The sequence below is a fragment of the Verrucomicrobiota bacterium JB022 genome, assembly GCA_030673845.1.
Lineage (GTDB): Bacteria > Verrucomicrobiota > Verrucomicrobiia > Opitutales > Oceanipulchritudinaceae > WOUP01.
In genome coordinates, this window is sequence record JAUTCQ010000008.1 from 15,626 (window position 1) to 42,035 (window position 26,410).

Sequence of the window (26,410 nt, forward strand, 5' to 3'; positions counted from 1 at the left end):
GCACGGGGCTGCAAGGCCTTTTGCGTAGGCGAGTGCACCTTATAAAATGGCCCCGAACGCCCGGTTTTGGCGACTTTTGGAGCGTAGGTGCGAGATTGAGCGTTTTTGCCCTTGCGGAGGGGTGGGTGGGGCGACTTATTTACCCACTCAATGCCCAAGCGGACGGACATTGAGAGCATCCTGATCATTGGATCTGGCCCGATCATCATCGGCCAGGCCTGTGAATTCGACTATAGCGGTACCCAGGCGTGCAAGGCCCTGCGGGAAGAAGGTTATCGTGTGATCCTCGCCAACAGCAATCCGGCGACGATCATGACCGACCCTGAATTCGCAGATGTGACTTACATCGAGCCTCTGACGGTGGAGATCATGGAAAAGATCATCGCCAAGGAGCGCCCGAACGCCCTGTTACCGACGTTGGGTGGCCAGACGGCCCTCAACCTCGCGGTGAAGCTGCACGAGGAAGGCATCCTCGAAAAGTATGGCGTCGAGATGATCGGCGCCCGCTACGATGCCATCCAGAAGGGCGAAGACCGTGAGCTGTTCAAGGAGGCGATGCAGAAAATCGGCCTCGACGTCGCCCAGTCGGCCATCGTGCAGACGCTGCACGACGCCCAGGAGGCGATCAAGAGCCTCGGCACCTTCCCCTTCATCATCCGCCCCAGCTTCACCATGGGTGGCACCGGCGGCGGCGTGGCCTACAACCGCGAAGACTTCGACAACATCGTGCAGGGAGGCCTCGACGCCAGCCCCACCCACGAAGTCCAGATCGAAGAATGCCTCGTAGGCTGGAAGGAATATGAGATGGAAGTGATGCGCGACCACAAGGACCAGTGCGTCGTGGTGTGCTCCATCGAAAACTTTGACCCCATGGGCGTCCACACGGGCGACTCCATCACCGTTGCGCCCACCATGACGCTGACGGACAAGGAGTACCAGCTGATGCGCGACGCCTCCTTCGCCGTGATCCGCGAGATCGGCGTCGAGACCGGCGGCTCCAACATCCAGTTCTCCATCGACCCGAAGACGGGCCGCATGGTGGTGATCGAGATGAACCCGCGCGTGAGCCGCTCTTCTGCGCTCGCCTCCAAGGCCACGGGCTTCCCCATCGCCAAGTTTGCCGCCAAGCTCGCCGTCGGTTACAGCCTCGACGAGCTGCAAAACGACATTACGCGCGAGACCCCGGCCAGCTTCGAGCCCACGATCGACTACGTTGTCACCAAGATCCCCCGCTTTGCCTTCGAAAAGTTCGCCAATACCGACGACACGCTGACTTCCTCCATGAAGTCGGTGGGTGAGGCGATGGCGATCGGCCGCACCTTCAAGGAATCGTTCCAGAAGGCCCTGCGCTCCCTCGAAACCGGTGCCAACGGCTTCGGTGGCGGCGGCAAGCTCGGCGGCGACAAGCTGCCCGACATCGGCGAAATCAAGCGCCACCTCAGCCGCCCGAACCACAACCGCCCGGCCTACCTCCGCTACGCCTTCCTCGCCGGGATGACGGTCGACGAGATCCACCAGCTCAGCTGGATCGATCCGTGGTTCCTCACTCAGCTTGAAGACCTCGTGCTGCTCGAAAAGCGCATGAAGGCCGCTGGTCACGACCTCGACTCCTCGCTGCTGCGCGAAGCCAAGGAAGCCGGCTACACCGACACGCAGATCAACGCCTTTACCGGCCTGGCCCCGGAGGAAATCCGCCGCCGCCGCGAAGAAGCGGGCGCGAAGACCACCTTCCGCCTCGTCGACACCTGCGCGGCCGAGTTTGAGGCCTATACGCCTTACTACTACTCGAGCTTCGGCGACGAAAACGAAGTCATCCCCAGCGAGCGCAAGAAGATCATGATTCTGGGCGGCGGTCCCAACCGGATCGGGCAGGGGATCGAGTTCGACTACTGCTGCGTGCACGCCAGCTTTGCCTTGCGCGAAGACGGTTACGAAACGGTGATGGTCAATTCCAACCCGGAAACCGTTTCGACCGACTACGACACTTCCGACCGCCTTTACTTCGAGCCGCTGACGCTCGACGACGTGCTGGAGATCTACCGCACGGAAAAGTGCGACGGAGCCATCGTGCAGTTCGGCGGCCAGACCCCGCTCAACCTCGCCACGCAGCTCAAGGCTCACGGCGTCAAGATCATCGGCACCTCGCCCGAGATGATCGACGCGGCCGAAGACCGTGAGATCTTCAAGGACATCCTGAACAAGATCGGCCTGCGCCAGCCCGTCAACGGCATCGCCTACAACGAAGGTGCCGCCTTCGCCGAGGCCGCCCGCATCGGCTTCCCGATCCTCCTGCGCCCCAGCTTCGTGCTTGGTGGCCGCGGCATGTTCATCCTCTATACCGAGGATGAAATGAAGCAGGTGGTGCGCGAAGTGTTCGACGTGGCCCCCGGCAAGCCCGTGCTGCTCGACAAGTTCCTCGAAGACGCCATCGAGCTCGACGTGGATGCGATCAGCGACGGCGAGACGACTGTGATCGGCGGCATGCTCGAGCACATCGAGTACGCCGGCGTGCACTCGGGCGACGCCGCCATGGTGATGCCCCCGCACACCCTCGGCCGCAAGATCCTGCAGGAAGTGCGCGAAGCCACCTACGCTCTCGCCAAGGAGCTGAAGGTAGTCGGCCTGATGAACGTGCAATACGCGATCAAGGACGGCGACCTCTACATCCTCGAGGTCAACCCCCGTGCGTCCCGCACCGTGCCCTTTGTTTCCAAGGCGATCGGCGTGCCGCTGGCCAAGCTGGCTGCGCGCTGCATGGCCGGCCAAAAGCTCAAGGACCTCGGCTTCACCGAAGAAGTGGTGCCCGAGTTCTGGGCCGTCAAGGAGTCCGTCTTCCCGTTCCTGCGCTTCCCGGGTGCGTCCATCGCGCTCACGCCCGAGATGCGCTCCACCGGTGAAGTCATGGGCCTCGACGAAGACCTCGGCCTCGCTTTCGCCAAGACGCAGATGGCATCCGGGCCCGCGCTTCCGCGCTCCGGTAAGGTGTTCCTCTCCGTCAAGGATGCGGACAAGCCGCTGGCGGTCGACATCGCGCGCCGCCTGATCGAGCTTGGCTTCACCATCGTCTCGACTTCCGGCACCAAGGACATCCTGGAGCAAAACGGCGTCGCCGTGCAGGCTGTCTCGAAGATTGGCGAAGGCCGCCCCAACGTGGTCGACCTGATCAAGAACGGCGAGATCGCCATGATCATCAACACCCCCAGCGGCATGATCCCGCGCCGGAACGAAAACATCATCCGGACCGAGGCGATCAAGCACAAGGTGTCGATCATGACGACGCTCAGCGGTGCCCGCACTGCCGTGCTCGCCCTCCAGCGCCTCCAGGGCAAGGAAGTCGACGTCAAGCCGATCCAGCACTACCACAAAGTCCTGGCCAACGCCCGCTCCTAGGCCCATGAGCCAGGCTTCGCCAACCCTTACCGCCCTTCTGTTCGGTCCCGACCAGAAGGGCCTGGTGGCCAAGACATCGGGCTGGATCTTCGCCTGCGAGGCCAACATCCTCCATGCCGACCAGCATACCGATCTCGAGGCCGGGATCTTCTTCCAGCGCATCGTCTGGCAGCCTCGCCCGGAGACGGATGTGGACCGCCACGCCGAAGCCTTCCGCGGCTTTATGCAGGAGCTGGGCATGGAGGTGGAGCTGGCCCGGAGCGACCGTCTGCCCAAGGTAGGCGTGCTCGTCTCGAAGATCCCGCACTGCTTCCACGACTTCATGCTGCGCTGGAAGTCGGGCGAATTTGCCTGCGAGGTGCCGCTCGTCATCTCCAACCATACGGAGTTGGCGGACGATGCGGCCTACTACGGCGTGCCCTTCCACCACCTGCCCGTCACGGCCGCCAACAAGGCCGAGGTGGAGCAGCGGCAGATCGAGCTCTTCCGCGAGGCGGGGGTCGATCTCGTGATCATGGCGCGCTACATGCAGGTGCTGTCGTCGACCTTCCTGGAAAACGTCGGCTGCCCGGTGATCAACATCCACCACAGCTTTCTGCCCGCGTTTGCCGGAGCCAAGCCCTACCATCAGGCCTTCGCGCGAGGCGTGAAGCTGATCGGGGCCACCGCCCACTACGCGACGGCAGTGCTCGACGACGGCCCGATCATCCAGCAAGACGTGGCTCGGGTGAACCACCGCCACTCGGTTAACGACCTCGTGCGCAAAGGCCGCGATCTGGAGAAGGTCGTCTTCGCCCAGGCCATCCGCTGGCACCTCGAACACCGGGTGCTCGCCTACGGCAACAAAACGGTCGTCTTCGACTGATGGTTTGGAGCAGGAGTTAAAAAGAGTTCAAAAGAGTCAGAAATTTTCACAGAAGTGCGCAAAGAACGCAATGCAGGTTAGGAAATGCTCTGTCTTCGCGCTCTCGGTGTTCTTCTGTAATTTCTAAAATCCTCTTTTTCACTCCTGTTCAATTCCCCTACCGCACCGAGTTTAGCGTTGACCGCGCTAGCTGCTCAGGCCTACTTCTTTAAGCTTTTATCCGCCTCGCTTTTTCCGATGAGTTCCCAACCCCCGCACAGCCAGAAGCCCCAGAAAATCGATCCGGCCTTGGATCCCAACCGGGAGCTGCCGCCGGATGCCGATGTGGATGAGCATTTCATCAACTTCTGGAAGAAGCAGGGGCCCGCGTTTGCCTTTTTCTTCATCGTACTCGGCCTTGGCCTGATCGGCATTCAGACCTGGAATTACCTGCAGGCCCGCGGCGAGGAAAAGGCCAAGGCGGCCTACCAGGAAGCCCTCGCGGCGGAAGACCCGGCGGCGCTGTTGAGCTTTGCCGACGCCCACGCCAAGAGCGAACTGGGCGGGCTTGCCTACCTCAACATCGCCCAGCGCGAGTTCGAGCAGGCAGACTACACGCAGGCGGCGGCGCATTACCAGAAGGCCGTCGACGCCTTGGGCGACTCCGCTTTTGGCCAACGTGCCCGCATGAGCCTCGCGGTGACGCAGCTGCGCAATGGTAATCAGGCCCAGGGCCTCGCCGGTCTCGAAGATCTGGCGTTTGACCCCAACGCGCTGGAAGCCGTCCGTGCCGAAGCCGCGATCTACCTCGCGGGAGAGCGCTGGTCGCAAAACAACATCAAGGGCGCGCGTCAGATGCTCCTGATGGTCCAGCAACTGCCCGAAGCCCGCCTCTGGCAGGGCGCGGCGCAAGGCATGCTCGACCAGTTGCCAGCCGACACCGCTTCCGGTGAGACGGCAAACGAAGCGATCGAACTTCCGGGCGGCCTTTAGGCCGCTCTTTTTTTGCGCGGAAGCTTTTTAGATCTGGGGGAAGGCGGGTTTCATCCAGGCCTCCACCTGCTCGCGGCAGTGCAGCTTCTCGATCCAGTCGGGCGGGATGCCGTCGCCGGCGTCCATGCTGAAGTAGGCTCCGGCCAGCGCTCCCAGATAGGCGCCGCGTCCGGCGGAGTCGCCCCCGCTGTAGATGTTGCGGCGGATCGCGTCGGCAAAGCTTTGCGCGCCCAGCAAATTCTGGATCAGGCAGGGCACCCCGTGGTCGAGGTGGCAGTCCATTCCCACCGTTTCGGTATAGGCAACCGGGTCGGCGCCTTTGGCTTTGCGGGCGTGCTCCACCGCCTTGCGCACCTCGCTGGAGGCCCCTTCCAGAGCTGCATCGAGGGCTGAGTCGAGATCGCACGAGAGCAGCACCTGCTGGAGCAGCACGGTGGCAAAGCGCCCGTAGGCTACTGCGGTCGCGTTGTTGTTGGTGGCGCGCACGGCAGCCTCTGCTTCGTCGAGCAACGAGTCCGCATTGGCGCGCGCGGCGACAAGCGGGGCCAGCTTGGCGAGCGCCGGCATCTGGTCGTCGTCGGCCCCCTGCGGGGTAGAGTAGAGCTCGGCTTCGTTGCCGTTGCCCTGCGTGCCCGCATCCAGCTTTTTGAGGGTCTCCTTGATCGCCACGTCGCGGTAGCCATCGAAGACGCCTTCGGCAAAGCGACCGTGCCAGATGCGCTGGTAGTCGGCCAGTTCAAATTCGCCTCCGTTGGCCGCAAGGGTCTCCAGCATCACGAGGATCTGCTCGCCATACTGGGTCTGGTCGCCCGCCGTGCGGTTGCCGTGGGCGAAGTAGCCCTTTACGCCGTCGTAGTGCGCTTGCTTGGGCTCGAGAAACTCGGGGTATTTGTCGGCAATCTCCCGGATGCGCTGGGGGGCATAGATCCAGTGCACACCGAGGGCGGCTGCGTCGGCAATCAGAGCCCCCCACACGGTGGCTTTTTGCCGCTCAGGCTGAGGACGCTGTTTGTTTTCCATGCATCAGCCTAAGCCTTTCGGTGGGGCGGGCAACCATGTGGCTCAATTTACCGTTGGGCGGGGCTATCCGTTGGTGGCCGGTTTGTGCTTCTGGCAATAGCGCCAGAGGGCGTTGGAAAGCTCTTCGATGCGCAGCGGCTTGGCGAGGTAATCGTTCATGCCGGCGTCGAAGCACGCCTGACGGTCTTCGGGACGCGTGTGGGCGGTCAGGCCGATCAGGTGCACCCCCAGGTGCTGCGAGCCTGCCTTGCCCGCGCGGATCGCTCGGGAGGCTTCAAGGCCGTCCAGCTCCGGCATCTGCACATCGAGCAACACCACCTCGGCTTCGAACTCGCCCAGCTTGTCCAGCAGTTGGCGACCATCCTCCACGAACACCGGCTCCTGGTTGAGCTTGCGCAGCTGGTTTTCCAGCACCTTGCGGTTGTTGATATTGTCTTCGGCGCAGATCAGGCGCAGCGGCGGCACCTGGCGGGGAGGGCGGACGAGACCGCCCCCGGAGGCCTTGGAGCCCTGTCGCGTGTATGGGGCTACTTCGCGCAACGGCAGTTGCACGGTGAAGATGGTGCCATGGCCTACCTGGCTTTCGCAGCGCACTTGCCCGCCCAGATGGTCGAGCAGTCGGCGGCTGATGGCGAGGCCGAGGCCCGTGCCGCCGTAGCGGCGACGGATACTGCTGTCGGCCTGGCGGAAGGGCTCGAAAATCTTCTCCTGCTGCTCGCGGGGGATGCCTGCCCCGGTGTCGGCCACGCGCACCTCCAGCATGTGCTGCCCGTGGGGCTGCGGCTGCAGGTGGGCCTCGACGCTGATCATGCCGCGGGAGGTGAATTTGAGCGCGTTGCTGAGCAGGTTGTGCAGCACTTGACTAAAGCGGAGCACGTCGATCTCGATTTGCGGCCACTCGTCGTTGCGCCATTCGCGGAGGAATTTGATGCCCTTGAGCGAGGCCTCGCGCGCATAGCTGGCGGTGACGTCGTGCAAGACGAGATTCAGGTCGGCCGGCTCGAAGTGGAGTTGGAGGTTGCCGCTGCTGATCTTCGAGTAGTCGAGGATGCTGTTGATCAGGGTGAGCAGCAGGCTGCCGTTCTGCTGGATGTGGCGCACGTATTCGGCCCGCTCCTCCTGGTCTTCCGCATCGGCCAGCAGCTCCGAAAAGCCGATGATGGCGTTCATCGGGGTGCGAATCTCATGGCTCATCACGGCCAGGAATTCGCTCTTGGCCTTGTTGGCCACCTCGGCCTCGTCGCGGGCCGCGCGCAGGTCCTGATTGGCCCGCGAGAGCTGTTCTGCCGTCTGCTGCAGCATCGTGTCGGAGTGCTTGCGCCGCGTGATGTCTTCCACCACAGCCACCACGCAATAGGGCTCCCCCTGGGAGGTCAGGATCAGGCTCACCGTCAGCTCGGCCCACAAGGTCTGCCCATCGTGGGTGAGGTAACGCTTCTCCATGCTGTAGCCGGGGATCGAGCGCGAGACGACTTGCTCGAACAACGCCAGATCGGCCTGCAGGTCTTCCGGGAAAGTGATTTCGCTGAAGGTCCTGCCCACCAGATCGTCGGCGCAGTAGCCCAGCATCTCGCAGAAACAGTGGTTGAGGCGCCACATGTGGCCCTGCAGGTCGGTGTGGACGATGCCGACGGGGGCGTAGTCCAGCGTGCGGTGGATCAAGTCGAGATGGGCCTTCAGCTGGTCGTTCTCGTCCGTTAAAGCCGGCGCGGGCACGAGGCGCACATAGTAGACCCCGTAATCGGGCAGCCAGCGCAGGAACAACTCGGCGCGCTGTGAGGGGAACGCTTTGGTGGTGACAAAGACCTGCGCAGCCACGAGGGGGTCGTTTTTCGCGCGCTCCACCCAGCCGGGGAGCAGGTCCTGATCTTGCGGGCGCAGGGCATGATGCCAGGCTTGGCCTGCGGGGGGCGTTCCCAGCAGACCAAGCCAGGACTCATTGGCCTGGAGCAAGTGAAGAGACGGCGCTACCAATGCCGTGGGCAGAGGATCTATGTTCAGAAACGTGAGATCAAGATCCTCGGGGAGACGACCAGAATGGGAATTATCCGCGCGTGAGTCCATGCAGAGGGTGCAGGGGAGAAGGAAGGAAGGGGCGTGGAAATAAATGTCGGATGATAACGGCTAGAATACAGTGTTTTTGGATAAAACACTAACCTGTTTTTGTTTTTTCCTCAAATTAGACCCCTCAGGACGTTATTGACCTTAGTATCACCGGAAAACAGCGTGAGACTTCTCAGTATTTTTACATAACCATCCTGTAAAAAAAACTCAAAAAGCGTTCGCAAAAAGCTCGTGACGCTGAGCATAGGTTTTGGCGTCCGGCCCAAAGGCTTGAGCCCATCGGCGATGGAGCGAAGGCTTCAGCGCTGCAGTCGGGTGCGATTTGGCGAACTGACTCCACAGCCGCGGCCACTCCTCCGCTTGCCACCGCCCCGGGCGGCTCCACAAGCTGCGGAGGTTGTCCTCCGTGGGTGCCAGGCGCGTCAGGGCTTCCAGCTGCAGGCCCAAAGCCGCCGCATGGTCTTGTGGCTCCAGCCAGTCCATCAGATCCGCCAGGCCTAGCCTCGGAGCGTCGAGGCCCTGAGGCGGGGAGGGTAGAGCCCATGCGGCGCTCAGCAAGGCGAGGCGGGCGGCGGGGGGCAGGGCACGGATTTCCGCCTCGTCGAGCTTCAGTTGCGAGGGGGTTGGGAAATACCGCACCACTTCTCCGGCCGGGAGCGTCTGCGCCACGCGGGCGCCTTGGGGCGAGAAGCCGAGCAGGCTGCCGCGCGCGGTCCGCCCCGGGGCCTCGCGCCAAGTTACCGTCACGGCAGGAAATTCGACCGCCCAGGACCGCCAATCGGCCGACGCGGGTGCTTCGACTGACCTGGAGGGAGCGGGCGGCAAGGGGGCTTCGAGCCAGCTTTGCCATTGCGCTGCCTCTGGGTGGTCAGGGCTCTCACGCAAGAGGCGCTCCAGCACGCGCTGGGCGGCTTCAGGCGCGATTGCCTGCTCGCGGCGCGCCCACCAGCCCTCCACGCGGCGGCGCTCCGTGGAGGCGGGAAAAAGATCGAGATACTGCTGCAGCAGGCGGCGATCGGCCATGTCCTCCGCACTCTCCCGCTCCGCCAGCAGCCGGAGGAAGTGTAGGGCCTCTTGCCGCGAAGGCGTCAGCCCGGGCTGGTAAGACGCGACCTCTGCCAACATCGCCGCGCGCTCGGCCTCACCTTGGGTGAGGCAAAGGCGGGCGTAAGTCTCCAGCCAGGCGGTGACGAGCTGGCGGTCGATCGCCCGGGCCTGAACGCGCTGCTCGCCCATTTCCCGCCGCCAGCGGATCACGGCGGCCTCCCAGCTCGTCTCTTGCAAGGGCAAGGCGAGGGCGGCCTCGGCCTCCGCTTGCATCAGCAGACGCTCCCAATCTTCCAAGGGAAAGGTGGCCAAGTGCCTGCGGGCTGCCGCCGGTTCATGTTGCCCCAGCCAGGCCTGAGCCACGGCCAGCCGCAGGTAAAGGTCTCCCAGTGGGTCGAGGCGGGCGGGGGGCGGGGGCGTCTGCTGCAAAAGGCGATCCGCGGCGGCCACGTCGCCTCGCTGCAGGTAGGTGGCCACGCCAATGCGCCACAAATAGTCTCTCAACGGCCCCGGCTCGGACTGTGCGGCCCAGAGCTCGAGTTGGCCCGGCTCGACGCCTTGCGGCCCCCACTGCGCCTGCCAGATGCGGGCCAGCGCCCACGGTTGGCTGCCAGCGGGAAAGGCGGCCACATCGGGCACCCGGCGTTGCGCCCAGGCGGCGGCGAGTTCCGCCCCGGGATCGGTTGCCTGTCCAAATCCGCCCGTCGCCATGCACAGGCAGCCGAGCAATGCCCACCAACGCCTTAAGAAAACGAGGTGTCGGCCGCCCATATGCGTCTAGGGCAGGAAGAGCGTGTAAAGCGTCCCTCCCAGCCACACGAAGGGCTGCATTAGCATGATGATCGGCCTCGTGTAGAGCATCTGCCCTTGCGGAATATTGATCAGCACGATCAGCAGAATGAGGCCAGGCATCGCCATCTGCGCCATAGTCTCGCGCGAGATGCCGAAAATGTGCCGCACAAAGTGCGAACCGTCGAGCGGCGGAATCGGCATCAGGTTGAAGACGAAGAGGGCGCAGTTGACCTGAATCACCATGATTCCAAGGTCTGCCAAGGGGGCCCAGAAGGCAGCTCCCGCTAGAATCAATGCGCCGACGAAGGCCTGCACCAGGTTCATGCCGGGGCCGGCGGCGACCGTCAGCAGTTCGCGGCGCACAGGGTTAGGGAGGCGGTCGAAGGCCCGCCCATCGTAGACGACCGGCTTGCCCCAGCCAAGCATGACGGGGGCGCCGGGCGACATGATCTGCGCGAAGATGTTGATGCCGGGGATCACGAACGACCCGATGGGATCCAGGTGGGCCATCGGGTTGAGCGTCACGCGCCCTTGCTGACGGGGCAGGTAATTGCCCATCAGGTCGGCGACCTTGGCGTGACCATATTCGTGCAGTGCAATGCTGATCAGCAAGACGATGAACAGCAAAACGGCATTGGCGACTTCGGGAGGCATGTGTGGAACTTACAACAAAGCGGGGGTGAATGCCGCCATTAATGGAAATATTGCACCCCGGCCTCGAAGAGCGGCTGATAGTGGTTGCCCGGCACGTTGACCCCCACAAACGGTCCCACCCGCTCACTATGGCCCATTTTACCCAGCACGCGACCGCAAGGGCTGGTGATGCCCTCGATGGCGTGAATCGAGCCGTTGGGGTTGTGACGCGGGTCGTAGGTCGCGCGACCCTCGGCGTCGATGTACTGCGTGGCCACCTGGTCGTTGGCCCACAGGGTTTGCAGGGCCTCGGTGCTGGCCTCGAAGCAGCCTTCGCCGTGCGAGATCGGGATCATGTGCTCTTCGCCCAGTCGGCAATGCGCCAGCCACGGGCTCTTGGTCGAGAGCACGCGGGTGCGGGCGTAGCGCGACATGTGGCGACCGATCCAGTTGTAAGTCAGCGTCGGGTCGCCCGGCTGCAGGTCTCGGATTTCGCCAAAGGGCAGCAGGCCCAGCTTCACCATGGCCTGGAAGCCGTTGCAGATACCCAGCGCGAGGCCGTCGCGCTCGTGCAACAAGCGGTGCGTGGCATCCTTGACGGCAGCCTGGCGGAAGACGGAGGCGATGAACTTGCCGCTACCGGCCGGTTCGTCACCCGCGCTGAAGCCGCCTGGCAAGACGAGGATCTGGCACTGGTCGAGGCGGCGCACGATGCGCTCCAGCGAACCGGCCACATCGGCGTCGGTCAGGTTGCGGAAGATTTCGACCTGCGGGATCGCGCCGGCCCGGGCAAACGCACGAGCGGTATCGTATTCGCAGTTCGTCCCCGGGAAGACGGGGATGAAGACGCGCGGCTTGGCCACCTTGGTCTTCGGGCGATGACGCTCGCGAGGGGCAAAGCGCTGCTCCTGCGGGCGGCCTTCGCGCGCCGGGGCTTCCACCGGGAAGATCTTTTCCAGCGGCTCTTCCCACCAGCTGCGGAGCTGCGCCAAGGGCAAAACGGTGCCGGCGGCGTGGATTTCGGCGGCTTCGAGCGTTTCGCCCAGCACGGTGTGCGGCAAGTCGCGCAGGTCAGCTCCGGCGGTTACTTCCAGCAACAGCGCACCGTAGTCGGGCTGGAGCAGTTCGGCTTCGGCGATGGCAGCATCGAAGGCAAAGCCTACGAAGTTGCCCAGCGTCATCTTCGTCACCGCTTCGATCAAGCCACCGGCCTTCACGCTGATGGCGGAGAGCACCTGACCGGCACCGATCAACTCGCTCACGCGGTCGTAACGGGCACGCAGGGCCTCAAAATCGGGCAGGTAGGCGGCGTTCTTGGGCACCTGCACCCGGATTACGCGGCTGCCGGCGCGCTTGAACTCGGGTGAGATCACGCGCTCGACATCCACCGGGGCGAGGGCAAAGGAGACCAGCGTCGGCGGTACATCCAGATCGTGGAAGCTGCCCGACATGCTGTCCTTGCCGCCAATCGCGGCCGTTTCCAGCTCCAGTTGGGCGTGGAGGGCTCCGAGCAGGGCGGCCAAGGGCTTGCCCCAGCGCTCGGGCGATTCGCGCAGGCGCTCGAAGTATTCCTGCAGGGTCAGGCGCACGCGGTCGCGCTGGCCACCGGCAGCCACGATGCGGGCGACCGATTCCAGCACGGCATATACGGCGCCGTGGAAGGGGCTCCAGCTCGAAAGATACGGGTTGTAGCCGTGGCTCATCAGCGTGGCGGTGGCGGTGTCTTCGACCACCGGCACGTCGTCCAGCTCTTCACCCGGCTCGATGCCGCCGGCGGCGAGGGGCACCTTGGCGGCCATCGCTTCGGGGGCCGTCAGCTCGTGCGCGCCGCCAAAGGGGAACAGGACCGTGCCAGCGCCGATGCTGCCGTCAAAACGTTCCATCAGGCCCTTTTGCGAGCACACGTTGAGGTCTTGCAGCACCTGCTGCCAGCGCTCGGCGAGGCTCAGGCCTTCGGGCAGGGCAGGGCGGAAGGTGGGCTCACCTTGCGGGGCGGTCACGCGGGCGGTCGTCTCCTGGCGGCAGCCGTTGGTATCGAGGAACTCGCGGTCGAGGTTCACGATACGCTCGCCTTGCCAGAACATCTCCAGCCGGCCCGTGTCGGTGACTTCCGCCACCTGGCTCGCTTCGAGGTTTTCTTCGGCGGCGAGCTGGGCAAAGGCTTCCACGTCTTCCGGGGCGAGCACCACGGCCATACGCTCCTGGCTTTCGCTGATCGCAAGCTCAGTACCGTCGAGGCCGGCGTATTTCTTGGGCACCGCGTCGAGGTTGATGCGCAGGCTGGGGGCCAGCTCGCCAATGGCGACGGACACGCCGCCTGCGCCAAAGTCGTTGCAGCGCTTGATCATGTGCGCCGCGCGGGGGCGACGGAAGAGTCGCTGCAGCTTGCGCTCGGTCGGGGCGTCGCCCTTTTGCACCTCGGCGCTGTTTTCGAGCGCCTGGGTGTTGTGCTCCTTGGAAGAGCCGGTGGCACCGCCGATGCCGTCGCGGCCGGTGCGGCCACCGACGAGCAGGATGATGTCGCCCGGGGCCGGGCGCTCGCGGCGCACTTGGCGACGTGGCGCGGCACCCACTACGGCGCCGATTTCAAGGCGCTTGGCGACATAGCCGGGGTGGTAAATCTCGGTCACGGCACCCGTGGCGAGGCCGATCTGGTTGCCGTAGCTGCTGTAGCCGCGGGCGGCTTCCTGCGTGATGCGGCGCTGCGGCAGCTTGCCCTCCAGCGTCTCGCCGATGGGTAGGCGCGGGTCGGCGGCACCCGTTACACGCATCGCCTGGTAGACGTAGGCGCGACCGGAGAGGGGATCACGGATGCAACCGCCGAGGCAGGTGGCGGCACCGCCAAACGGTTCGATCTCGGTCGGGTGGTTGTGCGTCTCGTTCTTGAACATCACGAGCCACTCTTCGACGCGCTCCTCGACCTTGGCGTGGCCGGTGCCGGTGGCCTGGGCGGGCTCGGCGGCCTTGCTGCCGGTGGGGCAGGTCTCGGGGGCCGGGGGCGGGAAGGGCTCGTTGCGGCGGATCTTGACCGGCACGATGATGCTCGCGGCGTTGATCTCCTCCGAGGCTTCCAGATCGTCGAGCTGGCCGCGCTGGCGGAGCTGCTTAAGGCCGATCGTCGCCAGATCCATCAGGCAGATCGGCTTGTCGGCCTGCCGCTCCAGATAGAGGCTCGAGCGCAGGGTCGTGTAAGTCTCCCACACCTGCTGGATCGGCTTGGTCAGCGGGCTTTCCTCAAACTCGGCCTTGGTGATCTCGGTGAGGAAGGTGGTGTGGCGGCAGTGGTCGCTCCAGTAAGTGTCGAGCAGCTTCAGCTCGGTCAACGACGGGTCGCGCTGCTCCTGCTCGCGGAAATAGGCCTGCGTGTGGCGCAGGTCGTCCAGCGTCATGGCGAGGCCCTGATCGCGGCGGAGGGCCTCCAGCGCCTTGTCGTCGTGGCCGATAAAGCCTGCGAGCACGGGCACGGGGCGCGGGGCCGGGATGTTGGACTCCAGCGTCTCCGGGCGGTCGAGCGAAGCTTCGCGGCTGTCGACCGGGTTGATGAGGTAGCGGCGGGCGGCGGCGAGGTCGTCGGCGGAGAGATCGCCCGTCAACACATACAGCGTGGCGGTGGCGATGAGCGGACGATGCCCGGCGATGATCTGGATGCACTGGGCGGCACTCTCGGCGCGTTGGTCGAACTGGCCGGGCAGGAACTCGACGGCGATCACGTGCGCCTTTTCGGGCAGCGGGGCGGCGTCTTCGTGGATATCGTCCACCGGCGGTTCGGCAAAGACGGTCCACTTGATGGCCTCCCACTTGTCGGCGGGCACGCCCTCGACATCATAGCGCAGCAGCAGGCGCACCTCCTCAAGGCCCTTGAGGCCCAGGAGGGAACGCAAGTCGTCCCGCAAATGTTGCGCTTCCTGGCGAAGCGCGGGCCGTTTCTCCACGAAAAGGCGCTGAATCATGGTAAGGCTGTGATGCCGAAGGCCGTGCATCAGCGCAAGCGCATTTGCCCAGATGGCCCTGCAACTTATGCACAGCGCCCTTTTCGGCCCTCACCCGAGCCGCGCGATTTCGAGCAGTTGACGCAGCGGGAAGGGGCGGGGGAGCAGGAGCGCACGCTTGGGCAGGTGGGCCTTGGCGGCGTCCATTTCGTCGCGGCGCGCGATCACGACCAGTTGCAGGTGGTCGTTGGCTTCGAGGGCTTCCTGCACGTCGTCGCTGATCTCGGTAAAGATCCGGTAGGGCAGCAAGAGCAGATCCTGGCCGGCGGCGATCTCCTTCACCTTGTCGAAATCGGATTCGGGGGTGAAATACGAGAGCTTGGCGCCACGGGCGAGCATGGCGGTGTGGGCGGCGCGTAAGGCCAGGTCGCCATCGTCGACCATCAGCACATGGCTGGGGCGCGAAGGGTCGCGGGGCGGGAGGGCGCGCACGGGGGGCACCTTGAAGGTCTGCGCCCGCTCTTCCTTTTTGGCGGGCTCGCTTTTGGCTTCCGCCGTGACGGGGAAGAACAGCACGAAGCGCGCGCCTTCGCCCGGGGCCGAGTCGACCGCGATGCCGCCGCCCTGCGACTGCATGAGCGTGTAGGCGGTGCTCAGGCCGAGGCCCATGCGGTCTTCCCGCGCGTGGCCGGAGTAGAAGGGGTGGAAGATCTCCTGGTGCTTCTCTGCCGGGATGCCGCAGCCGTCGTCGTCGACCTTAAGGCAGGCGTAGCGGCCCGGCGGGGGCGGCAGGATCGCGGTGCGGAAGTCTTCCGCCTCGACGACCAGCTCCTGCACCTCGAAGTTGACGCGGCCCCGGCTGGAGCCGATGGCGTCGCGGGCGTTGCAGGCCAGGTGCAGCAATACTTGCTCGATCTGGGAGGCGTTGCCCTCGATTTCAAGCGAATCCGTGGGCAGGCTGAAGCGGAGCTGGATCTGCTCGGGCAAGAGCAGACGGATGAGCGGCTCCACCTCGCGCACGAGCGTGGCCAGGTCGAGGCGCTCGCGGTGGTGCGGGTCGTTGAGCGAAAACGTCATCAGTTGCGAGACGACGGCGGCCCCGCGGCGGCTGGTCTCGAGGATCTTGTCGGCCTTTTGTGCCACGTCGCTTTCCGGCGGGTTGCTGTATTTGAGCAGCTGAGAGATGCCGCTGATGATCGCGATGATGTTGTTGAACTGGTGGGCTACCCCCTGCGCCAGTTGCGCGACCGTCTCCATGCGCAGGGCGTGTTGCAGGTTGTCTTCCACCAGCTGCTGGTAAGTCAGGTCGCGCAGGATCAGCACGTAGTAGCGCTGCAGGCGCTCCCGGGTGGTGATCTTCGAGCCCGCCAGCTCGGCGTAATAAGTAGAGCCGTCGGGCCGGGTGAGGGTGTAGCGGCGGCTGAAGCCCGTGTTCTCTTCCTCTGTGCGCTGGAGGGCGCGGGTCAGGTCGCTCAGGCGCGAGCGGTCGAGGATCAGTTCGAGGCCGGTTTCGAGCAGCTCGCTCCGGCGACGGCGGGTGATACGTTCGCTGGCAGGGTTGGTGTAGACCACTTCCAGCGCCTCGTGCTGCACCGAGTGGCGCACGACGAGCACGCCTTCCTCCAGGTGTTCGATGGCGGAGGCCAGGAGGGTGATCTGCTGCTCCGACTGGTAATTGGTCGTCTGGTCTTCGATCAGCACCACTTCGCCCGAAGCGTGGTCGCCATAGGGCATCGACCGGCGGTGGATGCGCACGATGTGGCGATGCCGCTGTCGGCTCTGCAGCAGGTAATGGCGCGGGTTGGTGCGGTCGAGCTTGAACGATTCGAAGAAATCGACCGGGCGATGCTCGTGCAGCGTATACAGCTCCAGGACGGGCCCCACTTCCTTGCCCACCAGTTGTTCATTGGGCTCGCCCAGCAGGCGCACGGCGGCGGCGTTGGCAAAGACGATTCCGCTGCCTTCCTCGTAGTGCAGCACGGCCGTGGGCAAGGCTTCCAGCACGGCCCGCAGGCGCACCTCGCGCTGGATGCGGTCCTGTTCGAGGCGGTGACGGTTGACTGCCAGCTCCAGCGCGATGGCCAGCTCGCGCTGCGAAACGGGCTTCACGAGGTAAGAGCCGGGGTCGGTCGCGAGGGCGCGTGTCACGCGGTCTTCGTCGGACATGCCGCTGACGTAGATGATTGGCACATTGTGCTCGCGGCGCAGGCGGTCCCCGGCCTCGATGCCATCCATCCCGCCCACGAGCACGATATCCATCACCACAATATCGACTTGCACTTGTTGTACGATGTCGAGCGCCTCTTCTGCCAGTGGTACGGCCGCGATGAGGTTGTGCCCCGCAAGCTTGACGAAGGCCCCGAACACTTCACGTGAGGAGGCATCGTCTTCTACGATCAGGACGGAAAGCGGATGGCGGGTGTGGGAAACAGGCATGTTTGTGCCGGAGACAAAGGCTTGAGGGCAAAAATGCAACAAATCCCTGCTGAGGTAAAGCGCATCCCAAAGATACAGATTTGTTAAAGACCTTCTGGGGGAAGTCGATTTACACCGCAAATGCAAGTCTCAGCCTGCCACTTCCGCCGCCTCTTGCCGGGGCGTGACCGTCGCCGCCTCGTCACCCTGGCGTCGATGCTGGTGGCGCCGGGCTTGTTTGCCGGTGAAGCCGGCCCCCGCTACCAGCGTGAGGCAGAAGACACCGGGCCGGACATCCGCTTCATGGGCCCGGCCGTTTCGATGCCGGCCGAGCAAATCACCGGTTCCAAGCGCCGCGAAGGCAACTTCTGGCTGTGGGGCAACCATCCGTATCTGCAGGTGGTAGAGCCGGTGGGGATGCGCTTCGAGCCCTACACCCCGCCTGCCGACCGGACCGATCTGCTGACCCCACCCGAATGGGTCGACCACGAGGCCATCGCGTTGAAGAAGCATCAGGAGCGCGAAGCCGCAAAGGCCGAAGCCCTGGCCGCCCTCGAAGCCGAAACAGGCGTCTCGGTGGACCCCATGGTGGCCGCGCCTGTTTCCAGCCAGCCGCCCGGTTCGCCCATCTTGCCGCTCGATGGTATTACCATTTCTTCAGCGGGTGGTGGCTCGACGGCTGCCGCTGCGCCCCAAACGGTCGAGCCGGGGGTGGATACGCTCGACGTTTCCAACGAATACCTCATTCTCTTCGAGAAGCAGCTACGCGAAGGCGAAGCCAAGGTGCCGTTCCGCCTGCCGGGTGAAGCCGGTTCGGGGGTGGATACGCCGCGATTGGTGCCGCCGGGCCGTAGCGAAGGCAGCGCGCGTTACCGGGTCATTCCTTAATTTTCCGGTATTTCGGCCGCTGGGGAAGCAGCACATGGGGCATATTGCTTGCAAGATCGTACTTCGTACCGCCAGTTGGGCCTTCCTGCTGTGTAGTCTTTCCTGGGCGGCTGGCCCGCGTATGAGCGGTGCCGCCCGCGTCCGCGAAGCCGAGCCGCCGCCTCAAACGGCCCCGGCTGCCGAAGTAAGGCCCGCTCCGCGCCCCGCCGCCCCGGCCCCGCGCGAGACGCCGCCTGCCCCGGTCGAGCCAGTGGTGGAGACGCCCGCCGCGCCAGCCGAACCCGTCGCCGAGGTAGTGGTGGAAGAGCCGCCTGCACCCGCGCCCGTAGTGGCAGAAAAACCGGCGGAGCCCGCACCGGTGGAAAAGCCGCTCGTCGTCGAAGCCCCGCCCCCCGCACCCGTCGCGGAGCCTGCTGCGCCCCGCGAAGAGCCCGCGCCGGTAGTCCCTACGTTTGGTGATGCCCCGGTGGTAATGGCAGACCCGGCGCAGCCCCAGTGGCTCTCCTACGCCGAAGAAGTCGCTCCGGAGCCCGCGGCCGAGCACGCTGAGCCCAGCCATTCCGCCTCTGCGCCTGGCCATGCGGCCCCGGCTTCAGTTGCCGCACCCGCTCTCGAAGAGCATCACGACCCGGCCCCCGCGCCCGCCGCTCCCGTGGTCGCACATGAGGAGCCGCACCACGAGCCGGCGCCAGCAGCCCCTTACGATCCCTTTGCGCCACCGCCTCCCGTTTTGCATGAAGACCATGCGGACGAGCATCACGTGGCGGAGGTAGACGACCATCATACGCCCACGCCCGGACCTGTCGCCCATGCGCCGGAGCCTGCTTCTTCGCACGGCGCTCATGACTCGCATGTGCCGGAGCCGCTGCCCTTGTCACAGGCGATGGCGGCCCAGCAGCACGAGGCGCATGCCGCGCCCGCCCACGACGATCATGATGCGCATGCCGCGTCGGACCACGGGATGAGCGATGCCCACCACGGGCACACGCCCGAAGTCGCCTTGCCCGCCCGCCCGCCGCGCGACCCGATGCCCTCGCTGGTCGATGTCGATACGCTGGAGCGTTTGCTGCTTGAAGACGAAGGCAGCTCCAACACCGTTTTGCGCGATTTCGAGCCGGTCTCGGTGGACCCCAAGCTGCAGGCGCTGGAGCGCTCGGCCTGGGTGCAAAAGACCATCGGCCAGCTCCCGCAGGCGGAAAAACTCTACCTCCAGCTGCTGCAGGAGACGCCCGACCGCTACAAGCCGGAGATCTACCTCGAACTGGCCAATTTTTACACCGAGACGCAGCAATACCTGAAGACGATCTCCGTCTACGAGCGCTTCGTCCGTCGCTTCGAGCAAGACCCGCGCGTGCCGGAAGTGCGCCTGCGCCTCGGTATGCTCTACCGCCGCTACGAGAACTACAAGCTAGCGATCGACAGCTTTTTCTCCGTCCTGCAAATCTCGTTCTACATCCCCGAAGAGCGCGTCGACTCCTACCGCCGCCTCTCCGAGATGGCCCAATACGAGATTGCCGAAACGTATTACCAAAAGGGCGACTACACCCGCGCGGCCGAATTTTACCAACGCCTGCAGCGCGTTTCCAAGAGCCCGAAAATCCAGGCCGAAGCGCGGCTCAAGCAGGCCTATGCCGACCTCCTGCTCGGCAATTATACGCTCGTCGTGCGCGAGTTGCGCACCTTTTCCGAGGAGTTTCCGCAAAGCGATTTCCTGGCCGACAGCCGCTTCCTGCTCGCGCGTGCCTACTACATGCTGGGCGACCGCGACCTCGCCCGCCGCGAAACCCTGAAGATCCTCGGCACCGAGCTTCGGCCGGTCGATGACAGCCTCTGGGGCTACTGGCTCAAGACCATCGGCAACCAGCTCGCCAACGACCTCTACGAGTCGAAGGACTACGAGGGCGCGCACCGCATTTATCACGCTCTGCTCAGCATGAGCGAAGACCCCGAGTGGCGCTGGCCCATCGTCTACCAGATTGGACTTTGCCTGGAGCGCCAGCAGCAGGACGCCAAGGCGATCGAGATCTACGCCCGCTTGCTCGACCAGACTTCCAGCCTCGTCGAGGCCCAGCCCGACACGGAGACGCGACAGCGCTTTTCCGAGCTGCGCCAGCGCGCGCAAACCCGCCTCGACCACCTCCAATGGCGCGACAATTTCAATCGCCAGGTCGACCAGCTTGCGCCGCAGGACTTGGGCCCTTTAATCAAGCCCTCATGAGTGCGCGCGAAACCTTCGAACGGCATGCCGGGCTGTGCCAGGAAATCCTGGAGCTACTGCAGCAGGAAAATCAGTTTTTGCGGGACAACCGCGAGCCTTCGCCCGAGATCGTCGAGGCCAAACAGCGCCTGCTGCCCCAGCTTGGGGAAAGCCTCGACGCGATCAAGAACCTCCAGCTGCGCCCCGAAGAGCGCACCAACCAGCTCCGCCAGCAAAAGCAGAAGCTGGAGCAGCTCCTGATGCGCATCTTTCTGATCGACAAGGAAAACGAGAAGCTGCTGCTGGAGGCGACCAAGCAACAGCGCGCCCCACGAGCCAATCCGCGCCGCGCCAGCCTGGCCGATATCCAGAAGGCCTACCAGCAGGGTCTGAAGCGGTAGGCGTGCACAAAAAAAACGCCCGGACCGAAGAGGCACGAGCGTCGCAAAGAGATGGAAGGGTAGGTTACAGCAAGCCCAGCTCCATCTTGCCGGTCTCGCTGATCATGTCCTGATTCCACGGCGGGTCCCAGACAATGTCGACCGTCGCTTCGCGGACCCCGGGCACGCCCTCGAGCTTGTACTTGGCGTCCTGCGCGATGGCCGGGCCCATGCCGCAGCCGGGGGCCGTGAGGGTCATCGCCATTTGCACGTCGTAGGCGTCGGCGGCTTCGTCCTTGACCGTCTCCAGCGTGTAGACCAGCCCGAGATCGACGATGTTGACCGGGATTTCCGGGTCGAACACCGCGCGCAGGGCCTCCCAGAGGGAGTCTTCGCTGGGCGGGCCTTCGTGGTCGTCACCCTTGTCGCTCTGCTTGGCGTGTTCGGGCGTCTCTTCACCCAAGGCCTCGGCATACTTGCCGTTGATCTGGGCCATACCGCCTTCCCAAGTCACCGTGAAGTTGCCGCCGAGTCGGTGGGTGATCGTCACGCGCGTGCCTTCGGGGATCGTCACCTGATCCCCATATGGCACAATCGTGGCCGGAACCGCACTGCTCAGCGTGCGCTCGTCCATTGAATACATGAGGCAAACTTAATGAGGCTAATTCTCAAAAGCAAGCCGCGAGCCCACGTTGCGGTGAGATTTTAGCAGAGCTTAAAACCGCACCGCGTAGGCCTCGGCCGTCAGGCGCGTGCAAGGCTCGACATTCCAGGTGATGCGGACGGTAGCCGGCACCGCCGGGTTTGGAAAGCGGCGTGCGACCCAGGTGATGTCGGCCCAGGTGGGGGCGGAGGGTACCTCCTGCACGGGCGTAGACCGACCCTGCAGGTCTTCGAGGGAAATGGTCAGCACCTGGTGGGCCTTCGGGCGGTCAGCGCCGTCGATCCGGGTATTCTGGGCGCCGAAGCCGCGCGGGCGCAGCGGGTGGAGGTCTTCCGTATCGCCCTCCCAGGCGCGCGCGATCACCAGCAGGTCGAAGCCCTTGGGCAGGGGCTGCTCCAGCCGACCCTCCAGCCCGTAGGCGCTCCGGCGAAACTGCATCGGCACCAGCCGCACATCGCGGGGCAGGGGCGGGTCGATCTGCGAGCGCAAGGCCCGCATGTCTGCAAAGTCGCCCAGCCCGATCAGCGCCATTTGCTCCGGCCCCAGCTCGATCAGCAAGCGGTCTTCGGTGTGCTGGAGCGGCGGGGGCAGGATGCTGTCCGAGAAAAGCACGTGAGCGGCGGCAAGGTCGGGCAGCGTCAGCTCGATCAACTGCGGGCGCAGGCGCGGGTTAACCAGGTAGAGCAGACCCGCTTGAGCCCCGCCGGTAAGCCAGCCGTGCCAAGGGGCCACCGTGGGCTCGCCGTCGCCCAGGTAACGTGTCTCCAGCCCCCGGCTCCAAGCCTCGACAAACCAGGCGCGCGAATCCCGCAGGCACTTCACGTCGCTGGGCTGGAGCAGGGTAGGGTCGCCGGAAAAAGCATCGCAACGGCTGCCGCGCGCGAGCTGGGCCAGGTGGCTGCGCAGGAGGCCCGTCGTGCCGCGATAGGAGGCCGTATTGGTCATGCCGATCAGCTTCCCGTGGTCGGCCACGCGATGCCATGGCACCCCGGCCTGATGCAATTGCCAGGTGCCGCGGTCGACAAAAAGGTCGAGGCTGCGCGTGGCGGCGGTCGCAGGCAGGTCGCCCAGATGAGGGTCGCCGGGGCAGAGCGCGTCGAATAGCTCCAGCAGGGCCGGATCGAGGGCCGGGGCGTGCGGCCAACCGTGCCGCTCGTGTTGCCGGTCGCGCGTAAAGCCATTTTGCCCGATCAGGCAGACGTCGGGGCAGGCCTGCCGCAGGCGGCGGATCATGGTGCGGAAGCGGTCGAGCCCCAGCCGGTAGGCCTCGCGCGGGCTGCGACTGCTCCCCGACACGTCGGCCCCCAGTCGGGCGTAGTCAAATTTGAAGCAGCGCACGCCCCAGTTGCTCGCCGCGTTGAGCAAGGCCTGCTCCAGCGCGTCCGCAAAAGGGCCCTCGATCAAGGAGTAATGCCAGTGGTCGGCGCTCAGGCTCTCCTGCCACTCGGGCACTTTGAGCCACGCCCCGCTGGTAGAAAACCAGAGCCCGGGCGTAAATCCCGCCTGCCGCACCTCCTGCAGAAAATCCTGCATCGGCGTGAGCCAGTAGAGCCGGTTGGCGTGCTCGAAGCCCAGCTCTTGATCGAACCAGAAGCCGTCGAGCGCAAACACCTCCATTTCGAGCCCCTGTGCCCGCCAGCTCTTGAGCGACTGCAGGGCCTGCCGCGCCAGCTCCTCGGTCAGCGCCACGCGGTCTCCCAACTCATCGTGGAAGCCCCAGGTGCTATAGATGCTGCGCCAACCTGCCATGCGCCCGCCAGCTTAGCCAGCGGTCATCCAAATGAAAGGGTAAATTACCTAGATAGCGGAAAATACGGAGGGAAACGCTAGGGGTGGGCGAAGCCGACGCACCGCGCGGTTGATTCCTGGATGAAAGCACCGCTATACCTAAGTCTTCATGAGCGACGTTCTGATCCTGAGCATGATCGTGATTCTTGTGGGAACCCAATTTCTATTGGGACGGCGGTCTGCTTTTAATCGACCTCCGCAGCTGAAAAACGGCAAACGCTGGTGCGCTCCGGAGCTTCTCTTGGCAGTCGTCGGGATCATCCGTGAGATCTTGCTGTGCTGCCTTGCGGTATGGGTGTTCTGGAATTACTTCCGGCCGGCGTGGAATCTGCCGTCATGGGGAAACCTGCTGGCTGCTGCTGCTCCGGTGTGTTGGTCGGGTTGGAAGATCCTGAACCTGCGCCGCGTCGGTTGGGACGACTCCGGCCTATATGAATCCAGTCTCCTCCGCACGCGGTTCGTAGAGTGGGCTCAAGTCCAGCGTCTGAGCTTCAGGCTCTGCTTCTACCAGATGCATTCATCTCAGGGGACGATTTCGGCCGATGCAGTGGACTGGAGCCAATGAATTGGTACAGGAAGCGGCGCAAAAAACCGGCCTCACGTGGAGCTAGCCTCGCCTGCCATCCTCACAACTCCTGCGGGTCGATTCCGCGCTTGAAGAGGTCGGCTTCGGGGAGGGCAAGGCGTTCGTCGCGGAGCTGGAGCTGCTTGAGGCGGTCCTTGTCGGCGAGCCAGTCGGCCCCGTCGAAGAAGTAGGCGCCGCGCGTGCCCTGGCTCTTGTAGGCGCTCTTCTGGCGGTAGGCCGTGCCGAGATAGACGTAAGGGACGGCTTGCTCCTGGGCCCATTCCAGCGTGCGGCCCATCAACCATTTGCCCAGCGAAAGCTCCGTGACCACCGCGCTGTCGTAAAACGAATACCAGTAGTGCACCCCCTGCGACCACGCCACGAGCAGCGCGTAGGCCACCACCTTGCCCTCCAGCCGCACCTCCGCGATCCGGTTCAGGTAAGGCTTGGCGAGGATGTAGCGCAGACGCTCGGGCGTGAGGTAGGCCTGGTCGAAACGCTGATCGATCCACTGCAACGCGTCGACCTCCAGTTGCACCTGGTGGGCGGCCAAGTAGGCGTCCTTTTCGTGCAGCGAGAATACCGGGCCTAGCTCGTCGAGCCGCCGCTGGTGGTAGCGTCGCTTCTTGTCGAAGCCAAATTCAGCGGTATTTACCCGCAGGCTCCGGCACTTGTAAAAGAGGTGGCGAGGCTCACCCGGGTCGCCCGAATAGGGCAGGTAGCCGCGCGCATAGATCGGCTCAAGATCGTCCCCCGGCTCCCATTGCGCATATTCGCAGTAGCCGAAGGAGTAGGTCGCGTAGTTGTTGACGAATTCAGACGCAAAAAACCGCACCTCCTCAGCATACCCGCTGCACCTTCCAGCAAAAGCGCGAAACGCTGACGTAGTGCAAGCTGCTTGTTATCAATCACAAAAGACTGGCCGCCACCTATCGGATCCTGCTCGCTCAAAGCCACGATGCAAAAAGAAAGCACCGCTGGCGGGCGGTGCTTGAAAGGGAAAGGCGCGAACTTGACTCGCTTAAGCTTCGAGGGGAGCCCAGGCAAAGGCGTCGTCCTTTTGCTTCACGCGGCCCAGACCCGGGTAGGGGAAGTGGGTGCCGAAGACGGGCATGCCGGTTTCGGCCAGCTGGTGCAACGTCTCGTAGCGGGTCTCGATGGCCTCTTCGTGGTCGAGGTCGAGGAGGAAGTCCCAGTGCGGGTTGGCCAGGTAAATGTGCTGGTGCAGCGTGAGGTCCGACAGGTGGAAGAGCACGGGCTTGCCATTCACCTTCAGTTGCACGGCGCAGTGGCCGGGCGTGTGGCCGGGCAGGGGCACCAGTTGCATGCCGGGCAGGGCTTCGTCCCACGAGCGGCAGATCACGAGGTTGCCTTCGATGGCTTGCCAGATCTCGCTCAAAGCGTCGATCGTCACCTGCTGGTCGGCCGCGACGTGCTCCTGGGCGATCAGCTCTTGCCAGTGGGCGGCTTCGGCTTCGTGCAGGAACACCGTGGCATGGGGGAAGAGCGCGCGGCCTTCGCCGTCTACCAAGCCACCCGTATGGTCGAGGTGGGCGTGGGTGAGGATCAGCTTGGTGACCTGCTGGGGCTGGAAGCCAGCCGAGCGCAGGCTCTTGACCAGGTGGCCGGCCAGCGGGTAGGCGGTGCGGTCGCGGCCACAGCCGGCGTCGACCAATACCAGGTCGTCTGCGGTCTGGATCAGCAGGGCGAGCACCGGCAGGCGCAGCGTGTCGCCAGCCTGGTCGATCTCGGCCAGGGCATCCTGGACCTCTTCGCTACTGGCGGTACGGGGGGCGATGAAGCTATTCACCGGCACCTCCATCCAGCCGTCGTGCAAAGCCCACACCTTCCAGCCGGCGGACTTCACCGGCAAGTTGAGTTCGCGGGCGGTCGGGACTACGGAAGGTAAAGTGGTGATGGACATGGAAGACATTTTAGTGGCGATTTGTAATTCGTAAATAGTAATCGGCGAATCCAATGAGATTGTCGAGAATAAACGACAAATATTTCGCAAATTATTTTACGCAAGTCGTGAGAGGCGGGCGGGGCTTGCCAAGCGCGTGGGCTGCCGACTACAAACAGGCACGCAACGTGATTGGGTTTGCCGCGTCCCCGGGAAATCCTCAACCTCTCCCCTCACTGTTACCATGCCGAAAGAGAATGATGATACACGCGGCTACCTGATCACCTTCGAAGGCTCGGAGGGCAGCGGGAAGTCGACCCAGATCAGCCGCATTGCCAACCGCTTCGAAGATGCGGGCTACGAAGTCGTGGTGACGCGCGAGCCAGGCGGCACGCGCATCGGCGAAGAGATTCGCCAGATCCTGATGCACAACGATTCGTCGTCGAACATGACGCCGGAGGCCGAGCTGCTGCTCTTTGCCGCCAGCCGGGCCCAGCTCGTGCGCGAGCTGATCACCCCCGCGCTCGAGCGCGGCTGCATCGTCTTGTGCGACCGCTTCATGGATTCGACGACCGTCTATCAAGGCATCGCTCGCCAGATCGCCTCGGAGCCGGTGAAGCTGATCAACGAATTTGCGGTGGGCGATGTGGAGCCCGACGTGACGGTGGTGATCGATGTGCCGGCCGAGCTGGGCTTCGAACGCATCAAGTCGCGCGTCAGCGACCTCTCCGACCGCATGGAGCAGGAAAACATCGAGTTTTACCAGAAGGTGCGCAACGGCTACCTGATGCTCGCCAAGGCCATGCCTGAGCGCTTCATCATCGTCGACGGCCAGCCCCAGCGCGCGGAAGTCGAGGAAACCATCTGGCGCGCCCTCCGCGACCGCGTGGTGTAGACG

General features: G+C 64.4%; 18 protein-coding genes. 8 read left to right on the forward strand and 10 right to left on the reverse strand.

The features are described 5' to 3' along the window. The first annotated feature begins 150 nt into the window (after positions 1 to 150). From carB to Q7P63_05135, 3 genes are all read left to right on the forward strand, one after another. A complete protein-coding gene (gene carB / locus Q7P63_05125; protein MDP0499466.1) occupies positions 151 to 3,390 on the forward strand; it encodes a carbamoyl-phosphate synthase large subunit in 3,240 nt (1,079 codons plus the stop codon). A 4-nt stretch (positions 3,391 to 3,394) separates the two neighbouring features. Next, positions 3,395 to 4,255, forward strand: a complete 861-nt coding sequence (gene purU / locus Q7P63_05130) for a formyltetrahydrofolate deformylase (protein ID MDP0499467.1) — start codon at positions 3,395 to 3,397, stop codon at positions 4,253 to 4,255. Between the two features lie 237 nt (positions 4,256 to 4,492). Then, positions 4,493 to 5,227: a tetratricopeptide repeat protein gene (locus Q7P63_05135; GenBank protein MDP0499468.1), complete on the forward strand. Its 735-nt coding sequence runs from the start codon at positions 4,493 to 4,495 to the stop codon at positions 5,225 to 5,227. Between the two features lie 27 nt (positions 5,228 to 5,254). On the opposite strand, the gene Q7P63_05140 is transcribed toward Q7P63_05135, so the two are convergent. The 6 genes from Q7P63_05140 to Q7P63_05165 all read right to left on the reverse strand — a co-directional run bounded on the left by Q7P63_05140 (position 5,255) and on the right by Q7P63_05165 (position 17,148). After that, positions 5,255 to 6,247, reverse strand: a complete 993-nt coding sequence (locus Q7P63_05140; protein ID MDP0499469.1) for an ADP-ribosylglycohydrolase family protein — start codon at positions 6,245 to 6,247, stop codon at positions 5,255 to 5,257. Between the two features lie 63 nt (positions 6,248 to 6,310). Then, positions 6,311 to 8,200, reverse strand: coding sequence for an ATP-binding protein (locus Q7P63_05145; GenBank protein MDP0499470.1), 1,890 nt, complete (start codon positions 8,198 to 8,200; stop codon positions 6,311 to 6,313). A 318-nt stretch (positions 8,201 to 8,518) separates the two neighbouring features. Beyond that, the gene (locus tag Q7P63_05150; GenBank protein MDP0499471.1) at positions 8,519 to 10,069 is read right to left on the reverse strand and encodes a hypothetical protein; all 1,551 of its coding nucleotides are present in this window, start codon (positions 10,067 to 10,069) and stop codon (positions 8,519 to 8,521) included. A 66-nt stretch (positions 10,070 to 10,135) separates the two neighbouring features. Further along, on the reverse strand, positions 10,136 to 10,804 hold the full coding sequence (locus Q7P63_05155) for a site-2 protease family protein (GenBank protein MDP0499472.1): 669 nt from the start codon (positions 10,802 to 10,804) through the stop codon (positions 10,136 to 10,138). A gap of 38 nt (positions 10,805 to 10,842) precedes the next feature. After that, positions 10,843 to 14,733, reverse strand: a complete 3,891-nt coding sequence (locus tag Q7P63_05160; protein ID MDP0499473.1) for a phosphoribosylformylglycinamidine synthase — start codon at positions 14,731 to 14,733, stop codon at positions 10,843 to 10,845. Between the two features lie 90 nt (positions 14,734 to 14,823). After that, the gene (locus Q7P63_05165) at positions 14,824 to 17,148 is read right to left on the reverse strand and encodes a response regulator (GenBank protein ID MDP0499474.1); all 2,325 of its coding nucleotides are present in this window, start codon (positions 17,146 to 17,148) and stop codon (positions 14,824 to 14,826) included. A 120-nt stretch (positions 17,149 to 17,268) separates the two neighbouring features. Between Q7P63_05165 and Q7P63_05170 the strand changes: the two genes are divergently transcribed. The 3 genes from Q7P63_05170 to Q7P63_05180 all read left to right on the forward strand — a co-directional run bounded on the left by Q7P63_05170 (position 17,269) and on the right by Q7P63_05180 (position 20,613). Then, positions 17,269 to 18,015, forward strand: coding sequence for a hypothetical protein (locus Q7P63_05170; protein ID MDP0499475.1), 747 nt, complete (start codon positions 17,269 to 17,271; stop codon positions 18,013 to 18,015). Between the two features lie 121 nt (positions 18,016 to 18,136). Further along, complete coding sequence (locus Q7P63_05175) at positions 18,137 to 20,233, forward strand: tetratricopeptide repeat protein (protein MDP0499476.1); 2,097 nt, start codon at positions 18,137 to 18,139, stop codon at positions 20,231 to 20,233. Continuing rightward, entirely contained in the window at positions 20,230 to 20,613 is a 384-nt protein-coding gene (locus Q7P63_05180) for a hypothetical protein (protein ID MDP0499477.1), read from the forward strand. Before Q7P63_05175 ends, Q7P63_05180 begins: the two co-directional genes overlap by 4 nt. Before the next feature lie 64 nt (positions 20,614 to 20,677). On the opposite strand, the gene sufT is transcribed toward Q7P63_05180, so the two are convergent. Together sufT and Q7P63_05190 are read right to left on the reverse strand one after the other, a co-directional pair. After that, positions 20,678 to 21,235, reverse strand: coding sequence for a putative Fe-S cluster assembly protein SufT (gene sufT, locus Q7P63_05185; GenBank protein ID MDP0499478.1), 558 nt, complete (start codon positions 21,233 to 21,235; stop codon positions 20,678 to 20,680). Positions 21,236 to 21,307: 72 nt separating this feature from the next. Beyond that, positions 21,308 to 23,005 carry a hypothetical protein gene (locus tag Q7P63_05190; GenBank protein ID MDP0499479.1) on the reverse strand — a complete coding sequence of 566 codons (1,698 nt, stop codon included), beginning with the start codon at positions 23,003 to 23,005 and terminating at the stop codon, positions 21,308 to 21,310. A 148-nt stretch (positions 23,006 to 23,153) separates the two neighbouring features. Here Q7P63_05190 and Q7P63_05195 point away from each other — a divergent pair, with 148 nt between their 5' ends. Then, complete coding sequence (locus Q7P63_05195; GenBank protein MDP0499480.1) at positions 23,154 to 23,609, forward strand: hypothetical protein; 456 nt, start codon at positions 23,154 to 23,156, stop codon at positions 23,607 to 23,609. A 61-nt stretch (positions 23,610 to 23,670) separates the two neighbouring features. On the opposite strand, the gene Q7P63_05200 is transcribed toward Q7P63_05195, so the two are convergent. Beyond that, positions 23,671 to 24,444 (reverse strand): GNAT family N-acetyltransferase, encoded by a 774-nt coding sequence (locus Q7P63_05200; GenBank protein MDP0499481.1) that lies wholly within the window; start codon positions 24,442 to 24,444, stop codon positions 23,671 to 23,673. A gap of 186 nt (positions 24,445 to 24,630) precedes the next feature. Continuing rightward, positions 24,631 to 25,542: an MBL fold metallo-hydrolase gene (locus Q7P63_05205; GenBank protein MDP0499482.1), complete on the reverse strand. Its 912-nt coding sequence runs from the start codon at positions 25,540 to 25,542 to the stop codon at positions 24,631 to 24,633. A 214-nt stretch (positions 25,543 to 25,756) separates the two neighbouring features. Here Q7P63_05205 and tmk point away from each other — a divergent pair, with 214 nt between their 5' ends. Continuing rightward, positions 25,757 to 26,407: a dTMP kinase gene (gene tmk / locus Q7P63_05210; GenBank protein ID MDP0499483.1), complete on the forward strand. Its 651-nt coding sequence runs from the start codon at positions 25,757 to 25,759 to the stop codon at positions 26,405 to 26,407. Positions 26,408 to 26,410 lie beyond the last annotated feature (3 nt).

Excerpts from the sequence above, each read along its gene's own strand:
- Q7P63_05140 (MDP0499469.1), bottom strand. The coding sequence starts at position 6,247 with ATGGAAAACAAACAGCGTCCTCAGCCTGAGCGGCAAAAAGCCACCGTG.
- Q7P63_05170 (MDP0499475.1), top strand. The coding sequence starts at position 17,269 with ATGCAAGTCTCAGCCTGCCACTTCCGCCGCCTCTTGCCGGGGCGTGAC.
- sufT (MDP0499478.1), bottom strand. The coding sequence starts at position 21,235 with ATGTATTCAATGGACGAGCGCACGCTGAGCAGTGCGGTTCCGGCCACG.
- carB (MDP0499466.1), top strand. The coding sequence starts at position 151 with ATGCCCAAGCGGACGGACATTGAGAGCATCCTGATCATTGGATCTGGC.
- tmk (MDP0499483.1), top strand. The coding sequence starts at position 25,757 with ATGCCGAAAGAGAATGATGATACACGCGGCTACCTGATCACCTTCGAA.
- Q7P63_05150 (MDP0499471.1), bottom strand. The coding sequence starts at position 10,069 with ATGGCGACGGGCGGATTTGGACAGGCAACCGATCCCGGGGCGGAACTC.
- Q7P63_05195 (MDP0499480.1), top strand. The coding sequence starts at position 23,154 with ATGAGCGACGTTCTGATCCTGAGCATGATCGTGATTCTTGTGGGAACC.
- Q7P63_05160 (MDP0499473.1), bottom strand. The coding sequence starts at position 14,733 with ATGATTCAGCGCCTTTTCGTGGAGAAACGGCCCGCGCTTCGCCAGGAA.
- Q7P63_05190 (MDP0499479.1), bottom strand. The coding sequence starts at position 23,005 with ATGGCAGGTTGGCGCAGCATCTATAGCACCTGGGGCTTCCACGATGAG.
- purU (MDP0499467.1), top strand. The coding sequence starts at position 3,395 with ATGAGCCAGGCTTCGCCAACCCTTACCGCCCTTCTGTTCGGTCCCGAC.
- Q7P63_05155 (MDP0499472.1), bottom strand. The coding sequence starts at position 10,804 with ATGCCTCCCGAAGTCGCCAATGCCGTTTTGCTGTTCATCGTCTTGCTG.
- Q7P63_05165 (MDP0499474.1), bottom strand. The coding sequence starts at position 17,148 with ATGCCTGTTTCCCACACCCGCCATCCGCTTTCCGTCCTGATCGTAGAA.
- Q7P63_05180 (MDP0499477.1), top strand. The coding sequence starts at position 20,230 with ATGAGTGCGCGCGAAACCTTCGAACGGCATGCCGGGCTGTGCCAGGAA.
- Q7P63_05135 (MDP0499468.1), top strand. The coding sequence starts at position 4,493 with ATGAGTTCCCAACCCCCGCACAGCCAGAAGCCCCAGAAAATCGATCCG.
- Q7P63_05175 (MDP0499476.1), top strand. The coding sequence starts at position 18,137 with ATGAGCGGTGCCGCCCGCGTCCGCGAAGCCGAGCCGCCGCCTCAAACG.
- Q7P63_05205 (MDP0499482.1), bottom strand. The coding sequence starts at position 25,542 with ATGTCTTCCATGTCCATCACCACTTTACCTTCCGTAGTCCCGACCGCC.